Raw genomic sequence first — 15,988 nt, 5'->3', positions numbered from 1 at the left:
CTTGAAAGATTTAGAAAAATTTAATGAATTAGTAAATGCATTTTCTGCATTGCCTACTATCGGTAAAAAGTCCGCATTAAGACTTGCTTATTATGTTTGTATAAAAGATCCTTTGCTAGGTTCTAAACTTGCTTATAGTATTGAAGAATCCATTAGAGGAATTAAAAAATGTATACAATGCGGGGCTTTAAGTGAAAATGAATTATGTGAAGTTTGTTCTGATATAGAAAGAAATAATAATATTATTTGTATAGTGCAAGATCCTAAAGATGTATTAATTTTAGAAGATAGTAAAAGCTATGATGGGCTTTATTTTGTACTAGAAAATACTAACGAAGAAAATATTACTAAATTAAGAGTAATGATTGAAAATAAAAATACTAAAGAAATTTTTTTCGCTTTTACTCAAGGCTTAAATTCAGATGCTGTAGTTTTTTTTATAGAGGAAAAATTAAAGGATTTAAATTTGAGTTTTTCCCAAATAGCCCAAGGTATTCCAAGCGGTGTTAGTTTGGAAAATGTCGATTTTATATCTTTACATAAGGCTATTAATCATAGAACTAAACTTGATTGATATATTTTTTAAGTAAAATTATCCATTCATTTTTGCTAATGTCATTTATAATTTCATCGGCAAAATCGCAATTTTTAACTCTATTTTTGGTAAAAAGTAAAATTTTATTTTGTGAATTTTGTATTTTATACTCATGTAGTATTTGGCTAAAATATAAAATATCGAACTTTATGACTTCATAATCAACCAAAATTAATCTAAAATTTAATTTTAAAGCGTTCTTAAAATCACTTAGGCTATCTACGATTTGATTATTTGAGCAAAATTGATTGGTTATATTTAAAATTAGATTATTTTCAAAACTAGAAGATTTAAAAATCAATACATTGTATAAATTTGCTATTTGATAACTTTCTTCTTTAAAATTTGCACTTAAAAAATTGATAAGATCTTTGACATTGACATCTACAAATGTGTAGTTTAGCGTATTTTTTATTTTCTTCTTTGAAATAATAAAGGAATATTTTTTCTCTGCTTTTTGAAAATCATCAAAAATTTCACTACTAATGCCTATATCTAATAAAATACATTGTAATAAAAAATTTTCAATCATATCATCATTTACAATGCATGCGTGGATATTCTTAAAAATAATATTTTTTGTTTTTGTATTTATTTGATATTTTTTTAAAATCGGTTTTAGTGCAATGGAATTTTCTAATCGCATATAGTTAAAACTTTGAATAAGATATTGTAAGTTTTTTTGTAAAAGTTTGTTTTGTATTTTTTGATCTTGCAATTGTTTTTGCGTTAGTTCAAATGATGTTTTTAATTTTTCTTTTAGATCTATTAAAGAGGTTGAACTTGATATTTTTAAAAATTTTTCTATTTCTTGAATAATGATATTATCTTTTTTAAGTTTTTGATTTTTTATGATTAAATAAATACATGTAGCGATAAATATTAAAATACTAATAGAGGTATAAATATAGAATAATTTTTGATCAATTGGATATAAAAAATAATAATTGAAAAAACATAAAATCAAAGTTAAAGAACTAATAAAAAATATCATAAATTTTCCTTAATTATTTTGGCTATTTTTATATTAGAAAGTGATTTTAATTCATTAAAATCGGCTTTACTGATTTTATCAAAACTACCATAATAATCTAAAAATTTTTTAATATAACCTTGAGAGATTCCAAGTTGTATCAACTTAGAGCTTTGTAGGTCCTGTTTTCTTTTTGTTTTTTGGTGAAAACTAATTGCGAAGCGATGTGCCTCATCGCGTAATTTTTGTAAAAATTGCAATTTTTTATCATCGGTAGAAAGTTGAATTTTTCCTTCTTGAGTATAAATTTTATCTTTTGCACTTCCTTTTGCTCTATAAGCTTTAGCATCTATTTTTTCTTTAGATATAGCTAAAATATCCACATTTGCTCCAGAACTTTTAATAATATCATTTGCTAGTTTCAATAAGGCATTCCCACCATCAATCAGCCATAAATCAGGCGGTGGATTTTTATCAAAGGATAAAGCTCTTTTACTAAGGATTTGAAGCATTTGATCATAATCATTTTTATAAGATAAATGATAGTGTCTATAAGAGCTTTTATCAAATTTCCCATCTTTGAAGGTTACTAAAGCACCTACAATTGCATCACCTTGCATATGAGAATTATCAAAAATTTCTATATGATTGGGATAATTTTGCAGATTGAAAAAATCTTTTAATTCTTTTAAAAATAAATAACTTTCATTTTTTAAATGCTTTTGTATGTTTATTTTTGCATTTTCTAGAGCAAGCTCGCATAGGGCTTTTTTTTCACCAAGTTTTGGCGATTTAAGGTAAAATTTTTTAGAAAATCTCTCGCTGAGTAGATCTTGCAGTAGCTTCATATCTTCAAAATCTTTGTGTGTATAAATATGAGTTGATTTTATTGGAGATTCTTGTGTGTAATTTTCTAGAATATATTGTTTATAAATTGCATTTAAGTCAAATTCGTTTTGATTATTAAGAGCTAGTATTTTATGATTTGAACTAATGATTTTACCATTATTTATTACAAAACGCACCATGGAGAGTATGTTTTCTTCGCAATAAATAGCATAAATATCAAAATCTTCTAATTTTGCAAGGTCTATTTGTATTTTTACACTTAAATCTTCAATTGTTTTAATTTGATCCCTTATAAGAGCTGCTTCTTCGTAGTTTTCACTCTTTGCGTATTCAAGCATTTTATTTTCTAAATTTTTTGTTAAAGATAAGGGATTTAAAAGAGCTTGTGTGGCTTTTTGGATAATTTTTTCATATTCTTGTTTGGAAATTTTTTGCTCGCACGGACCTTTGCAACGCTTAATCTGATAAAAAAGACAAAGTTCTTTGCAAGATTTCTTTTGTCTTAGCTCAAAAGATAAATATAAAGCATTTAAAAGCTCTTTTGCACCTTTAAAAAACGGACCAAAGTATTTTATTTTATTTTTTTTGATGATTTTTCTTGTAATCTCAAATCTTGGAAAATCTTCGTTTAAGTCTATATAAATATAAGGGTAGGTTTTATCATCTCTTAATAATATATTGTATTTTGGGTGTAATTGTTTTATAAAAGAATTTTCTAGTATTAAAGCATCGGCCTCGCTTTTTGTGGTAATAAATTCTAAATGATGGGTCTGACTAATCATCTTTTGAATTCTTAAACTATTGCTAGGATTTGGGCAAAGATTTGGAGTGAAATTAAAATAACTTCTAACGCGGTTTTTTAAATTCTTGGCTTTACCTACATATAAAAGCTTACCTTGTATATCAAAATACTGATACACGCCAGGTAAATTAGGCAAGGTTTTGAGTTCATTTTCAAGCATTTTTTATAAGCTTTCGTAGTTCTTCAAATTTATTATATAAAATAGGATTTTCAAAATGGTTTTTAAAATTTCCATTAGAAAGTTCTAGATGAGTTTTTTTATGTGCGTTAAAAGTATTGTTTTTGGATATAAAGTTTTTGTCGCTAAGTATTTTTATATTTTCCACTTTAGCAAAATTACTCATTGGCTTAGCTAAAATATAGTTTTTTATGAGACTTTTAATCATTTTTTTGGTATTATCGTGATTAAGCTCCATATATGCAATGTGGTGTTTAACTAAAATAATTAAAGTATTATTTTTTATAAAGAGTTTAGTAATCATTTGTTGGTGATTATGGTTAAACAGTTTTAAAAACTCTTTATATTGCAAAAGTGCTTTTAAAGGTCTATAATGTTTATATTTTTCAGAATTAGCAAATATATCAATAACATCACGACTTGTTTTAATTTTATTTTCAACTTCCATTTAATTATTGTAACATTTTTTTTATTAATATTTTTAAGTGCATGTGGTTATAAAGCTGCTCCATTTTATGAGATAAAAGATAATAATGGTAGTGTAAAGGAAATAAAAAAATTCCAATCTTTGGAGAGTGAAATATGAACAGAATATTTTTTTTACTTTGTTTTGGTGCTAGTTTTTTACTAGCAAATCAAAATCATGAATTAAATTTAGCTTTTAGTGTTTTAGGTGTAAGTGTTTTAATAATTTTTGTATTGGGGTATTATTTTATAGCAGCGGAAGAAAAATATCATATCAATAAAACTAAACCTGCTTTATTTATAGGAACATTTTCTTTTATTGTCATTGGTATATATATGGTAGTAAATGATTTAGACACGCAAATACTTGAAGAAAGCGTTAATCATCTTATCTTGGAAATCGCACAAATTGTGTTTTTCTTAATAGCAGCAATGACTTTTATAGAAGCATTAATAGAAAGATCGGTTTTTGAAACTTTAAAATATAAGCTTGTAAGCAAGGGTTATACTTATAGAAAATTATTTTGGCTAACAGGAATTTTGGCTTTTTTTATCTCTCCGATTGCAGATAATCTTACAACGGCTTTGATTTTATCCACTGTGCTTTTAACTATAGATAAACATAATAAAGAATTTTTAATCCCAGGCGCTATAAATATTGTAGTAGCAGCTAATGCTGGCGGAGCTTGGTCGCCATTTGGTGATATTACTACTTTGATGGTTTGGACGGCAAAAAAAGCTACTTTTTTTGAATTTTTTGCTCTTTTTCCTGCTTCTTTTATTGGATGGTTTCTTACGGCTTATTTGCTATCGCGTTATGTGCCTGATGTTGAGCCAAATTTTCATAAAGATAATCTAGAAAAAGTTGAAATTAAGCCAGGTGGTAAAGTATTTATTGTGCTTGGTTTTTTAACTATCGCTTTAGCAGTTTTTATCCATAGTATTTGCGATTTGCCTGCAATGTGGGGTATGATTTTTGGTCTTTCTTTGCTCAGCTTATATATGTATTTTTTCAATAGAAAACAAGGTAAAAAAGATTTGAATATTTTTCATTATATGACACGTATTGAAATGGATACTTTATTATTTTTCTTTGGAATTTTATCTGCTGTGGGCGCTTTACATTTTGTTGGATGGCTTGCTTATGCTTCCGATCTTTATACAAAATTTGGAGCTACTAGTATTAATATAAGCGTAGGATTTTTATCTGCTATTGTAGATAATGTTCCAGTTATGAGTGCGGTATTAAAAGCTAATCCAAGTATGGATGATACTCAATGGCTTTTAGTAACTCTTACAGCAGGAATTGGAGGATCATTAATAAGCTTTGGCTCAGCAGCTGGTGTGGGGGTAATGGGAAAAATGAAAGGAATTTATACTTTTAATTCTCATTTAAAATATGCATGGACGATTTTAGTTGGATATATAGTATCTATTATAGTTTGGTATGTACAATTTCAATTGTTAAATTTATAAAGGAGTTAGATGAAAAAAGCAGATATTTTGGTTTTGGACTTTGGTTCGCAATATACACAGCTCATTGCAAGAAGATTAAGAGAGCAGGGCGTATATGCAGAAATTTTACCTTTTAATGTAAGTTTAGATGAAATTAAAATTAAAGAGCCTAAGGGTATTATTTTAAGCGGTGGACCGGCTAGTGTATATGCAAATGATGCTTATTTTTGTGATAAAGGTGTTTTTGATTTAAATATACCAGTTTTAGGAATTTGTTATGGTATGCAACTTATGGCACATCATTTTGGTGCAAATGTAGCTCCAGCAGGTCATAAAGAATATGGCAAAGCAACTATAGATATTCAAAATGATAGTGACTTGTTTAAAAATTTACCTAAAAAACAAACGGTATGGATGAGTCATTCTGATAAGGTAGAAAATTTGCCACAAGGTTTTGAGGTTTTAGCAACAAGTGAAAATAGTCCTTTTTGTGTATTTGGAGATGAAAAGCGTAAATTTTTTGCTTTACAATTTCACCCTGAAGTTCAACATAGTGAGTTTGGAAAAAGCATCTTAAAAAATTTCGCTAAGTATGCATGTAATTGTGATAGTATATGGAATATGGGATCTTTTGCAAAAACTCAAGCGCAAAAAATTAAAGAAGAAGTAGGTAATGATAAGGTATTATGTGCTGTTAGTGGTGGGGTTGATAGCAGTGTAGTGGCTGCATTACTAGCAAGTGCGATAAAAGATCAAGTGGTAGTAGTATTTGTTGATAATGGTCTTTTAAGAAGCGGTGAAAAAGAGCAAGTTGAATATATGTTTAGACATACTTTAGGTATTGATCTAATTAGTATTGATGCTAGGGAGATTTTTTTAAGTCGCTTAGCAGGTGTTAGGGATCCTGAACAAAAGAGAAAAATTATAGGAAATACCTTTATAGAAGTTTTTGAAGAAGAAGCTAAAAAACATAAAGATGTAAAATATTTAGCACAAGGAACTTTATATACTGATATTATTGAAAGTTCGGTTGTAGGGGCTAGTAAAACCATAAAATCTCATCATAATGTGGGTGGGTTACCTGAAAAGATGAATTTAAAACTTATTGAACCTCTAAAAGAAATTTTTAAAGATGAGGTAAGAGCTTTAGGAATAGAACTTGGCTTGAGTAAAGATGTAGTTTATCGTCATCCCTTCCCGGGTCCAGGGCTTGCTATACGCATTATGGGTGAAGTAAATGAGCCTAGTTTGGAGCTTTTGAGAAAAGCTGATGTGATTTTGATTGAAGAATTAAAAAGCAGTGGTTGGTATGATAAAACATGGCAGGCTTTTTGCGTGCTTTTAAATGTGCAAAGTGTTGGCGTAATGGGAGATAATAGGACTTATGATAATGCAGTTTGTGTGCGTGTGGTGAATGCAAGTGATGGTATGACAGCTACTTTTTCTCATTTACCTTATGAGTTACTAGAAAATATTTCACGCCGTATTATTAATGAAGTAGAAGGAATTAATCGTGTGGTGTATGATATTTCTAGTAAGCCGCCAGCGACTATTGAATGGGAATAGTTATTTAGTGCAAAAATAAACAAAAGCAGGAGGGAGATTTTGCCAAATGATAGGTGAAATTTCTACCTTGCTAAAAGTAGTAAAAAGTTTTTTCTTAAAAGCTCTTCCTTTTGGCGTGGGCAGTATATATGCAAATGTTGCAAAGCAACCATTTTCCTCTAAAACTTCATGAATGGATTTTAATAATAAATCTTGTTCTTTGGAATTTAATAAAGCCCAAGGAATTCCAGAAATAATTAAGTCTGCGTTGTTGATTGCTCTTTTTTCTAACATATCAGGTAGAAATTCCGCTGATCTAATTTCTAAATCTATATTTTTTATATTTTGTTGTAGTTTTTTTGCCATATGTGGATTAATTTCAACTGCAAAAAATCTTGCATCATGATTTTTTTGCTTAAGGATATATTTGGTAAAACTTCCTGTTCCAGGTCCTATTTCAATAATATTTTTTGCATGTTGGACATGAGAGGTTATGAGTTTGCTTAGTTTTTTTGAGCTTGCACAAAATGCTCCTGTTTGCTTTGGATTTTTAAAGTATTGATATAAAAACATAGATTAAATACCTAAGATAGTTATTTTTAATAAATTTTAAAATATTATTGTAAATTTATGAAAACAAAGTTAAAATAAGAATTTAATTTTTCTTTAGATCAAGGATTTGGATATGCATGGAAAAATAATGGTTTATGTGGATGGTACTGGAAGAGGAACAGTAATTAATCTTGCAAAAACATTTTTTGAATTTAACAAACATGCTTGGCACGATAAAAGAAGCATGCCAACGGTTGGTATGTTTGTTGAGTTTAGATCCGATGGAAAGCATATTACAGATTTAAGACCTTCTAAATTTCAAGAATTTGGAGATAATGATTTTATTAAAGAAAGAGATTTTTGGAAAACAGATAGTGATGATGAATTGGAGGATTTAAGACTAACAAGGCGTGATGCTTATGTTCAAGAGCTTTATAGAGAAACTGATTATGATAATCTTGATAAGATTACTCTAAATTTGACTATCCCACAAGCCATTCAAAGGTATTTTTATAATGAAACACTATCAATCAATGCTGTGAAAGATATTAATACAGATGAGGTACCATATATTATAGATTTTTTTGCTATGAAGCGTTTTTTACATAAAGCTTTGGATACTTTGCTTTTTTCAGATAATACTATTAACCAAGCTGACTTTTCTGCTATGAAAAATATTATAGTACATCTTGAAATGGCTTATAAAGATATGAAAGATAAACAAAAACATATCAACATGGAGCGTTTGTATGATGAGGTCTTTTTGTCTCATCAATGCCACTATCAAGCACTTCTTGCTTCGATTGATAATAGGAAAAATAGAAAATTAGCATTTGATCGCCAAATGAGTACTTTGATTACAGATATTAAATCAAAACAAGCGAGAATAGAAACAGAAAGTGGCAAAAAACGACAAGAATTTGAAGAAATGATACAAAGTAAAAAACAAAAGCTTGTTGAAATAAAAAATGAAGTAGATTATTTTACAAAAAGCATTGAAAAATTAGAGGCAATGAGAAAGTCTTTCTATGAAAAAAATCTTACTATTTTTAATAATAGTTTTAATATGGCTAGAGAGAAACTTTTTGAGAAAATTAAACAAGGTTTAAATATATGTGCTACAAAATTAGATATAGAAATTTGGAAAAAATCTTTAAAATCAACAAGTATAAAAAATTCTTATTTTAAAACTGCAAGCGAAATTTCTTTCTGCACTCTTTCTTTTGCTGAACTTTATTTAAATAGATTAAATAAACATGCACTAAATCCAAATGATCAATTATTGCTTTCTTATGTTAAAAAAGTAAGAAAAGAATGTGAAAAAAGTTTTTTAATAGTTACTTCCAATCCTGATTTATATGTTAATATGAAAATCCAAATTTTTGCAATGAATCCTTATTATGTTGTTAAGCATGCACCTAAAAAAGTAAATTATCAAGGATTGATGAAAAATACTGAATTTGATATAGTTTATGTAGATGAAAAAACTATTTGGGCATCTGTTGCTGATGTTATTTTAGAGGGAAAGTATTTTTTAAAAAAGGACTCTAAAACTAAATTCAAAATTTTATAAAAATCCTTTTAAACCCTATTTTTAAGTTTTCTTAGTTATAATTAGAATGCCTAAATGGTTCGATATGGTATTAAAGAGGATCCAACACATTAATTATAAGCTGTGATGTGTGATTTACCGTGTTCTGTGACTTCGTTTGAGTTTTGAAAAAAAGCGAGAAGCTGCAGCCTTTAAAAATCACCTAATGGCATACTTTGACTTTTTGAGGGTCAGACACTTATACTCCGGCCATTTGGGTTTTGATATTTTAAGGAAAATAATGAAAATTTTAATATTAGGAAGCGGTGCTAGGGAATATTCTATCGCTTTGGCTCTTCAAAAAACAAATGATAATTTGGAATTTTATTTTGCACCAGGAAATGGTGCTACCGCTAAAATAGGAACAAATCTTAATATGAAAGATCCTAAGGTTATTACAGCTTATGCAAAGGCATCTGAGATTGATCTTTGTATAGTTGGAAGTGAAAATTTTCTAGCAGAGGGTATAGTAGATCTTTTTAAAGAAAATAATATTGCTATTTTTGGTCCTACTAAAGCTGCTGCTATGCTTGAAGCTTCAAAATCTTATATGAAGAGTTTTTTAAAAAAATATAAAATTAAAACAGCTAAATTTTTAAATACAACAGATTATGAGAAAGCTAAGAAATTTATTATGAGTTTAACTCCTCCTATAGTGGTAAAAGCAGATGGTTTGTGTGCGGGCAAAGGTGTGATTATTGCTCAAAGCCATGAAGAAGCTTTAGAGGCTACTAAAAATATGCTTAGCGGAGAGAGTTTTGGTGAAGCTGGTAAGATTGTTGTTATAGAAGAATATCTCAACGGATTTGAATTAAGTGTATTTGCAGTTTGTGATGGAGATGATTTTATATTGTTACCTGCTGCACAAGATCATAAAAGATTACTGGATAATGATAAGGGACCAAACACAGGAGGAATGGGTGCATATGCTCCAAGTATTTTAGCAAGTGAAAATTTATTAGAGCAAGTAAAAAAAGATATAGTAGTACCAACTCTTAAAGGTATGAAAGAAGAGGGTGCTGAATTTGTTGGAGTATTGTTTATAGGTTTGATGGTTGTAAATAATAAACCTTATGTTTTAGAATACAATGTGCGTTTTGGTGATCCTGAGTGTGAAGTTTTGATGCCTTTGATAGAAAATCCTTTGGATTTATTTTTAGCATGTGTGAATAAAAATCTTGCAAATACTCGTATAAAAATCAAAGATGAATTTGCAGTAGGTGTGGTTTGTGCAAGTAAAAACTATCCTTATAAAGATTCTCCAAAAGCATTAATTGATATAGGAGAAATTCCGCAAAATTCTCATATTTCTTATGCTGGAGTAATTTTAGAAAATAACAAACTATATGCTAGTGGTGGTCGTGTATTAGTTTGTGTAGGAATTGGAAAAAGTATTGAAGAAGCGCAAAAAAACGCTTATATGCTTTGTGATAATGTTCATTTTAAAGGAAAACAACATAGAAAAGATATTGCTTTTCAGGTTCTTAAATGAGTGCAAATCAAGAATTATTTGACAAACTAGAAAAAGAAGAGCTAAAAATAGCAAGTTTTAAAAAAAGATTTTTAGCTTATATTGTTGATAGTTTTGTGATTTTAGCTATTGTGAGTATTATTTTATTTGATAAGATTAGTTCTATGCAAACTTATGATGAAATTCACAATCTTTTAATACGTTTTGCTGGTGGAACTTTAATTTTGCAATTTACATATCATAGTCTATTTACATATTTATATGGTGCAACTTTAGGAAAAATGCTTTTGAAGATTATGGTTATTGATCAAAACTTATTAGATAAACCAAATTTCATTCAAAGTGCTTTAAGAGCAGGTGTGAGGCAAATTAGTGATATGTTGTATGGTTTGGGTTTTGCTTGGGCTTTAAGCAATATCGTTTTAAAAACTTGGCATGATTATGCGGCCAAAACAGTGGTGATAGATCTTGCGTAAAATATTACTTTCTTTGGCTTGCATAGGAAGTTTATATGCTTCCAAAGTAGATATTTATGCTTTGGATGTTGTCAAAAAAAATGATATTATAGAGGCAAAAAATAATGTAGTTGTGGTATCTGATTTTTATTTGATAACTGCAAGCGAGGCTAAATTTAATGAAACAACAAAAGATTTGGAGCTTTTTGGAGATGTTAATATCTTAAGGGGGCAAAAAGAAAGAACTAATTCTACTTATACAAAGATTAACTTAAAAGATAACACTACAGCTTTTAAAAATTTATTTTTTTCAAATAATGATTTGGAGGTTTGGCTACAATGTCATCAAGCTAAAATTGATGACAAATTTGTAATGGGTAAAAAGTCTGTTGTATCTAGTTGTAATGTTGAAAATCCTGATTGGGAAATTCGTTTTGATGAAGGCAAATTAAACAAAGAGAGTAATTTTTTACATCTTTATAATGCAAGATTATATGTAAAAAATGTTCCGGTGATGTATTTACCTTATTTTGGTTTTAGCGTAGATACTAAAAGAAAAAGTGGATTGTTAATTCCCCAAGTAGTTTTAAAACAAAGTGAGGGGCTATATTATAATCAGCCAATTTATTATGTTATTGATGATAATGCGGACATTCAATTTGAACCTCAGATTAGAACAAAAAGAGGTTATGGCTTATACTCAACTTTAAGATTTATTGATACCCCTTATTCTCAAGGTGAAATTAGCGGTGGTATTTTTGGCGAAAAATCAAGTTATAAAAGAGAAGAAAATTTAAAAAATAAAGAACACTATGGTTTAGAGGTTAAATATTCAAATGAATCTTTATTTAAAAGTCTTTTAGGTGAAGAATTTCAAGAGGGTTTATGGGTTGATGCTACTTATTTAAATGATGTTGATTATATGAATTTAAGTTCTAGTGCAAAAACCGAAGCTTCTTTAGTTACTTCTAAAATAAATTATTTTTTATCAGATGATGATAATTATTATGGTGCTTATGCAAAGTATTATATAGACACTTCTAAAATTAGCAATAAAGATACTTTACAAGAATATCCATCTTTTCAATATCATAGATATTTAAATGGATTTTTTGATAATTATATACAATATAGCTTGGATGCTTCTTTTCATAGGTATTATAGACATACGGGTATTTATGCTAAAACTTTAGATTTTGATTTACCTTTAATTTATCATACGAGTTTTTTTGATGATTTTTTAAATTTTGCGTTCACAGAAAGGATATATGCAAATTTTGTAGATTATTCTAATACAGATGTTAAAAATCAAGAACATTTATTTAGAAATTCTCATAATTTTTCTTTATATACAGATCTTTCAAAGCCATATGAAAATTTTTATCATACTCTATATTTAGGGGTTAATTATTTTCTACCTGGAGCTAAATCGGGTGAAATCACTGAAGATTTTGTAGAGTTAAAAAATGATCCTGAGCAACTTAATTTTTTAATGTATCAGTATTTTTATAATACTTTAGGCAAAAAAAAATTATATCATAACTTGAAGGTTAAATACTTTACTAAAGAAGGTAGCTTTGGTGCTTTTGATAATGTTGTAGAATATTTTTACAATGATTATATAAGTTTAAGAAATGAAGCTGAATATTCTGGAGTTGATAATCGTTTTGATAAGGTTTTTAGTGAAGCTTTGTTTGATTATGGTGAATGGAAGATTAGTTTAAACCATGCTTATAGAATGTATGAAAATGAAAAATATAATTTTATAGGAACTAAAGCCCAATATGATATAAATACTAATTATCAAATTTTTGGCGGATTGTGGTTTGATTTGAACAAAGATCCTGAAAAATGGGAAATAGGTTATACTTATCAAAGAAAATGTTGGAATTATTCTTTGATGTATCGCAAAGATATTTCACCTAAACTTACAAGTGGTGGTATTAGTGCTAAAGATCAAAGTGGTGTATATTTTATGTTTAATTTTTATCCATTAGGCGGGGTATCTTATGATTTTTCTTTAGAGGAAAATGAAAGGTCGATATGATATTTTTTGAAGATGAAAAAGATGCGCTTGAGAAATTATATGATATATTACCATTAAACAAACTAAAAGATTATATTATTATTACACCTTCTTTAAAATCGATAGTTTTTGTTGATGCACTAGCACAAAAATTAGAAATTCCATATGATTTTTTATTTACAGAACAAATTAAAGCTCCTAATAATGATGAATGTCAAATAGCTATGATTAGTGAAACAAAGGAGTTGGTTTATAATGAGGCTTTAGTTAAAGCTTTTGATATAAGTTTAGATTATATTTATGGTGAAGCCAATAGAACCTACGAAGAAAAAATTTTAAAAAATGTGTATCGTTATAGAAAAGGAAATCTTTTAAAGGATTTAAAAGGGAGAAATATTTTAATATTGCATGAAGGTTGCGAAAGTGGAATTACTGCTTCTTCATGTATTAAAAGTTTGTTAAAAGAAGAAGTAAATAGTATTGTTTATGCTACTGCTTTAATGCCAAGTGATGTATATGAATATATCGGTGTTTTTGTAGATGAGGTTTATTGTGTGCAAAAAATTGATCATTTTGTGAATATTGAGTTTTATTTTAAAAATAAAACGATTTTGCAAGCTCATGAAATTTTAGATATTTTAGAAGAAAGTAAATATTATCTTCCATTAAAGAGATAAATTTATATCTAAACAATCGGTTGTTTAGATATAAATTTATAGGCAAAACAAAAACAGGCTTTTTAAGTTTTAATTTTTAAAATTTAAAAAGCTTATTTGGTTTTTGCCTATGATGAAAATATTAAAGGAAAAATCATGCGACATGAAATAAATATTAATAATCATCTTGAAATATTTGAGACTAATAAGGTTGCAAAACAAGCAGCAGGTGCAGTTTTAATGCAAGAAAAAAATGCTGTAGTTTTGGCAACTGTTGCTAGAGAAGAAAAAATGGTAGAAGAGGATTTTTTACCTCTTACGGTACAATATATAGAAAAAGCTTATGCGGCAGGAAGAATTCCAGGTGGTTATGTAAAAAGAGAAACTAAACCAGGTGATAATGAAACTTTAAGTGCAAGGATTATAGATAGAAGTTTAAGACCTCTTTTCCCAAAAGGCTATGCTTATCCAACTCAAATTGTAGTAATGGTTCTTTCTGCTGATCCTGAAGTAGATCTGCAAGTGATGAGTTTAAATGCCGCAAGCATTGCTTTATATTTAAGTGATATTCCTATAAAAGCGCCAGTTTGTGGTGTAAGAATAGGTCGTATGAATAATGAATTTGTTTTAAATCCAAGCAATAGTGAATTAAAAAATAGCACCCTAGACCTTTATGTGGCGGGTGTTAAAGATGAGCTTTTAATGATAGAAATGAGAGCTTTAGCAAATAAACAAAATGGTCAACATTGTATGAATGAGCTTAATGAGGATGATGTTTTAAAGGCTTTAGAATTTGCAGGCAATGCGATTTTGCGTGGCTCTAATGAATATGAAAGAGTTTTTGCTGCTTATAGAAAAAATTCCAAACTTGAATTTAAAATAGAAACAGATGGTGGTAAAATTGTTGATTTTATTAAAAATTCTTATATCTCAAAGCTTAAAATTGCAATTAACCAAATGGCGAAAAGTGAAAGAGCAAGTGAAATCTCACAAATAGCAAAAGAGATTGAAAATGAAGCTAGTGCTATTGAAAATGAATGGAAAATTGAAGATATTGAGAAAGCTTTATATTTGTGCAAAAGAGAGCTTGTTAGAAGTCAAATTCTTAATGAAAATAAAAGGGCAGATGGTAGAGGCTTGAAAGATGTTAGAAAGATAGATATAGAGACAAATATTCTGCCAAATGCACATGGATCGTGTCTTTTTACTAGAGGGCAAACTCAAGCTTTAGTTATAGCTACCTTGGGAAGTGATAATGATGCGCAAATGTCAGATTTGCTAACAGAAAAAAATCCAATATGCGAAAAATTTATGGTAAATTATAATTTTCCAGGTTTTTCCGTAGGTGAGGCTACTCCTATAAAAGCTCCAGGTAGAAGAGAGTTAGGGCATGGAAATTTAGCAAAAAGAGCTTTACATCCTAGTATTGATACGGATTATATTCATACTATTCGTTTAGTGTCTGAAATTTTAGAAAGCAATGGTTCTAGTTCCATGGCTACTGTTTGTGGTGGTGCTTTGGCTTTAAGAGCCGCAGGGGTAAAAAGTGAAAAACTAGTGGCAGGTGTGGCAATGGGACTTGTTTTTGAAGATGAAAAATATGCTATTTTAACAGATATTATGGGTCTTGAGGATCATGATGGAGATATGGATTTTAAAGTAGCAGGAAGTTACGAGGGAATCACTGCTTTGCAGATGGATATAAAACTTGGCGGTATAGAGCAACAAGTTTTAAAAGAGGCTTTATATCAAGCAAAAGAAGCTAGGGAGCACATTTTACAATTAATGGAAGAGGCCAATCAAAACATAGTTGTTAATGAAGCAATTTTACCAAAGATTGAAATTTTTAATGTAGATCCAAATAAAATCCCTGATATTATTGGCCAAGGTGGTAAAACTATAAAAGAGATTATAGAAAAATTTGAAGTTAATATTGACTTAGATAGAGATAAAGGTGAGGTTAAAATAGCAGGAATTAATCATGATTTTATTTCTCAAAGCAAAGAATATATATTAAATTTAGTTCATTCTAAAGGTTCTAATAAAAAGCGCGATAGAAAAGAAGTACCTAAATTTGATATCGGAGAAGAATTTATAGGAAAAGTTCAAAAAGTTGTAGAATTTGGAGTTTTTGTAGAACTTAGAGATGGTGTAGATGGTTTATTGCATAATTCTAAATTCAAGGAAAAACTAGAAATTGGTAACGAGGTTAAAGTTAAGGTGGCAGAAATTAAAAATGGAAAAGTGTCATTGAACTTAGCTTAATCGTTTAAATTTAAGCATATTTAAGAATATGCTTAAATTTTTATTTTAGATCTTGACAAAAAAATATTCTTTTGGCATAATTTCATTTTTTGATTGTCTCGTTAGCTCAG

13 protein-coding genes are annotated in these 15,988 nt (G+C 28.5%); 9 read left to right on the top strand and 4 right to left on the bottom strand.

All coding sequences use genetic code 11. The features are described from left to right. Nucleotide 1: 1 nt before the first annotated feature. Nucleotides 2-574, top strand: a complete 573-nt coding sequence (gene recR, locus L8X50_RS06865; RefSeq protein WP_263660753.1) for a recombination mediator RecR — start codon at nt 2-4, stop codon at nt 572-574. Here the strand turns inward: recR and L8X50_RS06860 are convergent. The 3 genes from L8X50_RS06860 to L8X50_RS06850 are packed head-to-tail and all read right to left on the bottom strand — an operon-like array spanning nt 561 to nt 3,845. Beyond that, nucleotides 561-1,589 (bottom strand): hypothetical protein, encoded by a 1,029-nt coding sequence (locus tag L8X50_RS06860; RefSeq protein WP_263660752.1) that lies wholly within the window; start codon nt 1,587-1,589, stop codon nt 561-563. The genes recR and L8X50_RS06860 overlap by 14 nt on opposite strands. Continuing rightward, complete coding sequence (uvrC, locus tag L8X50_RS06855; protein WP_263659806.1) at nt 1,586-3,379, bottom strand: excinuclease ABC subunit UvrC; 1,794 nt, start codon at nt 3,377-3,379, stop codon at nt 1,586-1,588. Before uvrC ends, L8X50_RS06860 begins: the two co-directional genes overlap by 4 nt. Next, entirely contained in the window at nt 3,372-3,845 is a 474-nt protein-coding gene (locus L8X50_RS06850) for a hypothetical protein (protein WP_220567177.1), read from the bottom strand. Before L8X50_RS06850 ends, uvrC begins: the two co-directional genes overlap by 8 nt. A 134-nt stretch (nt 3,846-3,979) precedes the next feature. Between L8X50_RS06850 and nhaD the strand changes: the two genes are divergently transcribed. Both nhaD and guaA read left to right on the top strand, forming a co-directional pair. Further along, nucleotides 3,980-5,338, top strand: coding sequence for a sodium:proton antiporter NhaD (gene nhaD / locus L8X50_RS06845; protein ID WP_263660751.1), 1,359 nt, complete (start codon nt 3,980-3,982; stop codon nt 5,336-5,338). Between the two features lie 9 nt (nt 5,339-5,347). Beyond that, complete coding sequence (gene guaA / locus L8X50_RS06840; protein WP_220567179.1) at nt 5,348-6,883, top strand: glutamine-hydrolyzing GMP synthase; 1,536 nt, start codon at nt 5,348-5,350, stop codon at nt 6,881-6,883. On the opposite strand, the gene L8X50_RS06835 is transcribed toward guaA, so the two are convergent. Continuing rightward, entirely contained in the window at nt 6,884-7,435 is a 552-nt protein-coding gene (locus tag L8X50_RS06835; protein WP_133319878.1) for a class I SAM-dependent methyltransferase, read from the bottom strand. A 112-nt stretch (nt 7,436-7,547) separates the two neighbouring features. On the opposite strand from L8X50_RS06835, the gene L8X50_RS06830 reads away from it, so the two are divergent. The 6 genes from L8X50_RS06830 to L8X50_RS06805 all read left to right on the top strand — a co-directional run bounded on the left by L8X50_RS06830 (nt 7,548) and on the right by L8X50_RS06805 (nt 15,878). After that, entirely contained in the window at nt 7,548-8,987 is a 1,440-nt protein-coding gene (locus L8X50_RS06830) for a hypothetical protein (protein WP_263660750.1), read from the top strand. 259 nt (nt 8,988-9,246) lie between these two features. After that, nucleotides 9,247-10,497, top strand: coding sequence for a phosphoribosylamine--glycine ligase (gene purD, locus L8X50_RS06825; protein ID WP_263660749.1), 1,251 nt, complete (start codon nt 9,247-9,249; stop codon nt 10,495-10,497). Beyond that, complete coding sequence (locus L8X50_RS06820; protein ID WP_133319881.1) at nt 10,494-10,952, top strand: RDD family protein; 459 nt, start codon at nt 10,494-10,496, stop codon at nt 10,950-10,952. Before purD ends, L8X50_RS06820 begins: the two co-directional genes overlap by 4 nt. After that, a complete protein-coding gene (locus tag L8X50_RS06815) occupies nt 10,942-12,978 on the top strand; it encodes an LPS-assembly protein LptD (RefSeq protein ID WP_263660768.1) in 2,037 nt (678 codons plus the stop codon). The genes L8X50_RS06820 and L8X50_RS06815 overlap by 11 nt, the downstream gene beginning before the upstream one ends. Then, entirely contained in the window at nt 12,975-13,634 is a 660-nt protein-coding gene (locus L8X50_RS06810) for a phosphoribosyltransferase (RefSeq protein WP_133319883.1), read from the top strand. Before L8X50_RS06815 ends, L8X50_RS06810 begins: the two co-directional genes overlap by 4 nt. A gap of 135 nt (nt 13,635-13,769) precedes the next feature. Beyond that, nucleotides 13,770-15,878, top strand: a complete 2,109-nt coding sequence (locus L8X50_RS06805; protein WP_263660748.1) for a polyribonucleotide nucleotidyltransferase — start codon at nt 13,770-13,772, stop codon at nt 15,876-15,878. Nucleotides 15,879-15,988: the final 110 nt, after the last annotated feature.

It is taken from the genome of Campylobacter sp. CNRCH_2013_0898h, from assembly GCF_025772965.1.
Taxonomy (GTDB): Bacteria; Campylobacterota; Campylobacteria; order Campylobacterales; family Campylobacteraceae; genus Campylobacter_D; species Campylobacter_D lari_D.
This window is presented reverse-complemented; position numbering and strand designations above follow the sequence as displayed.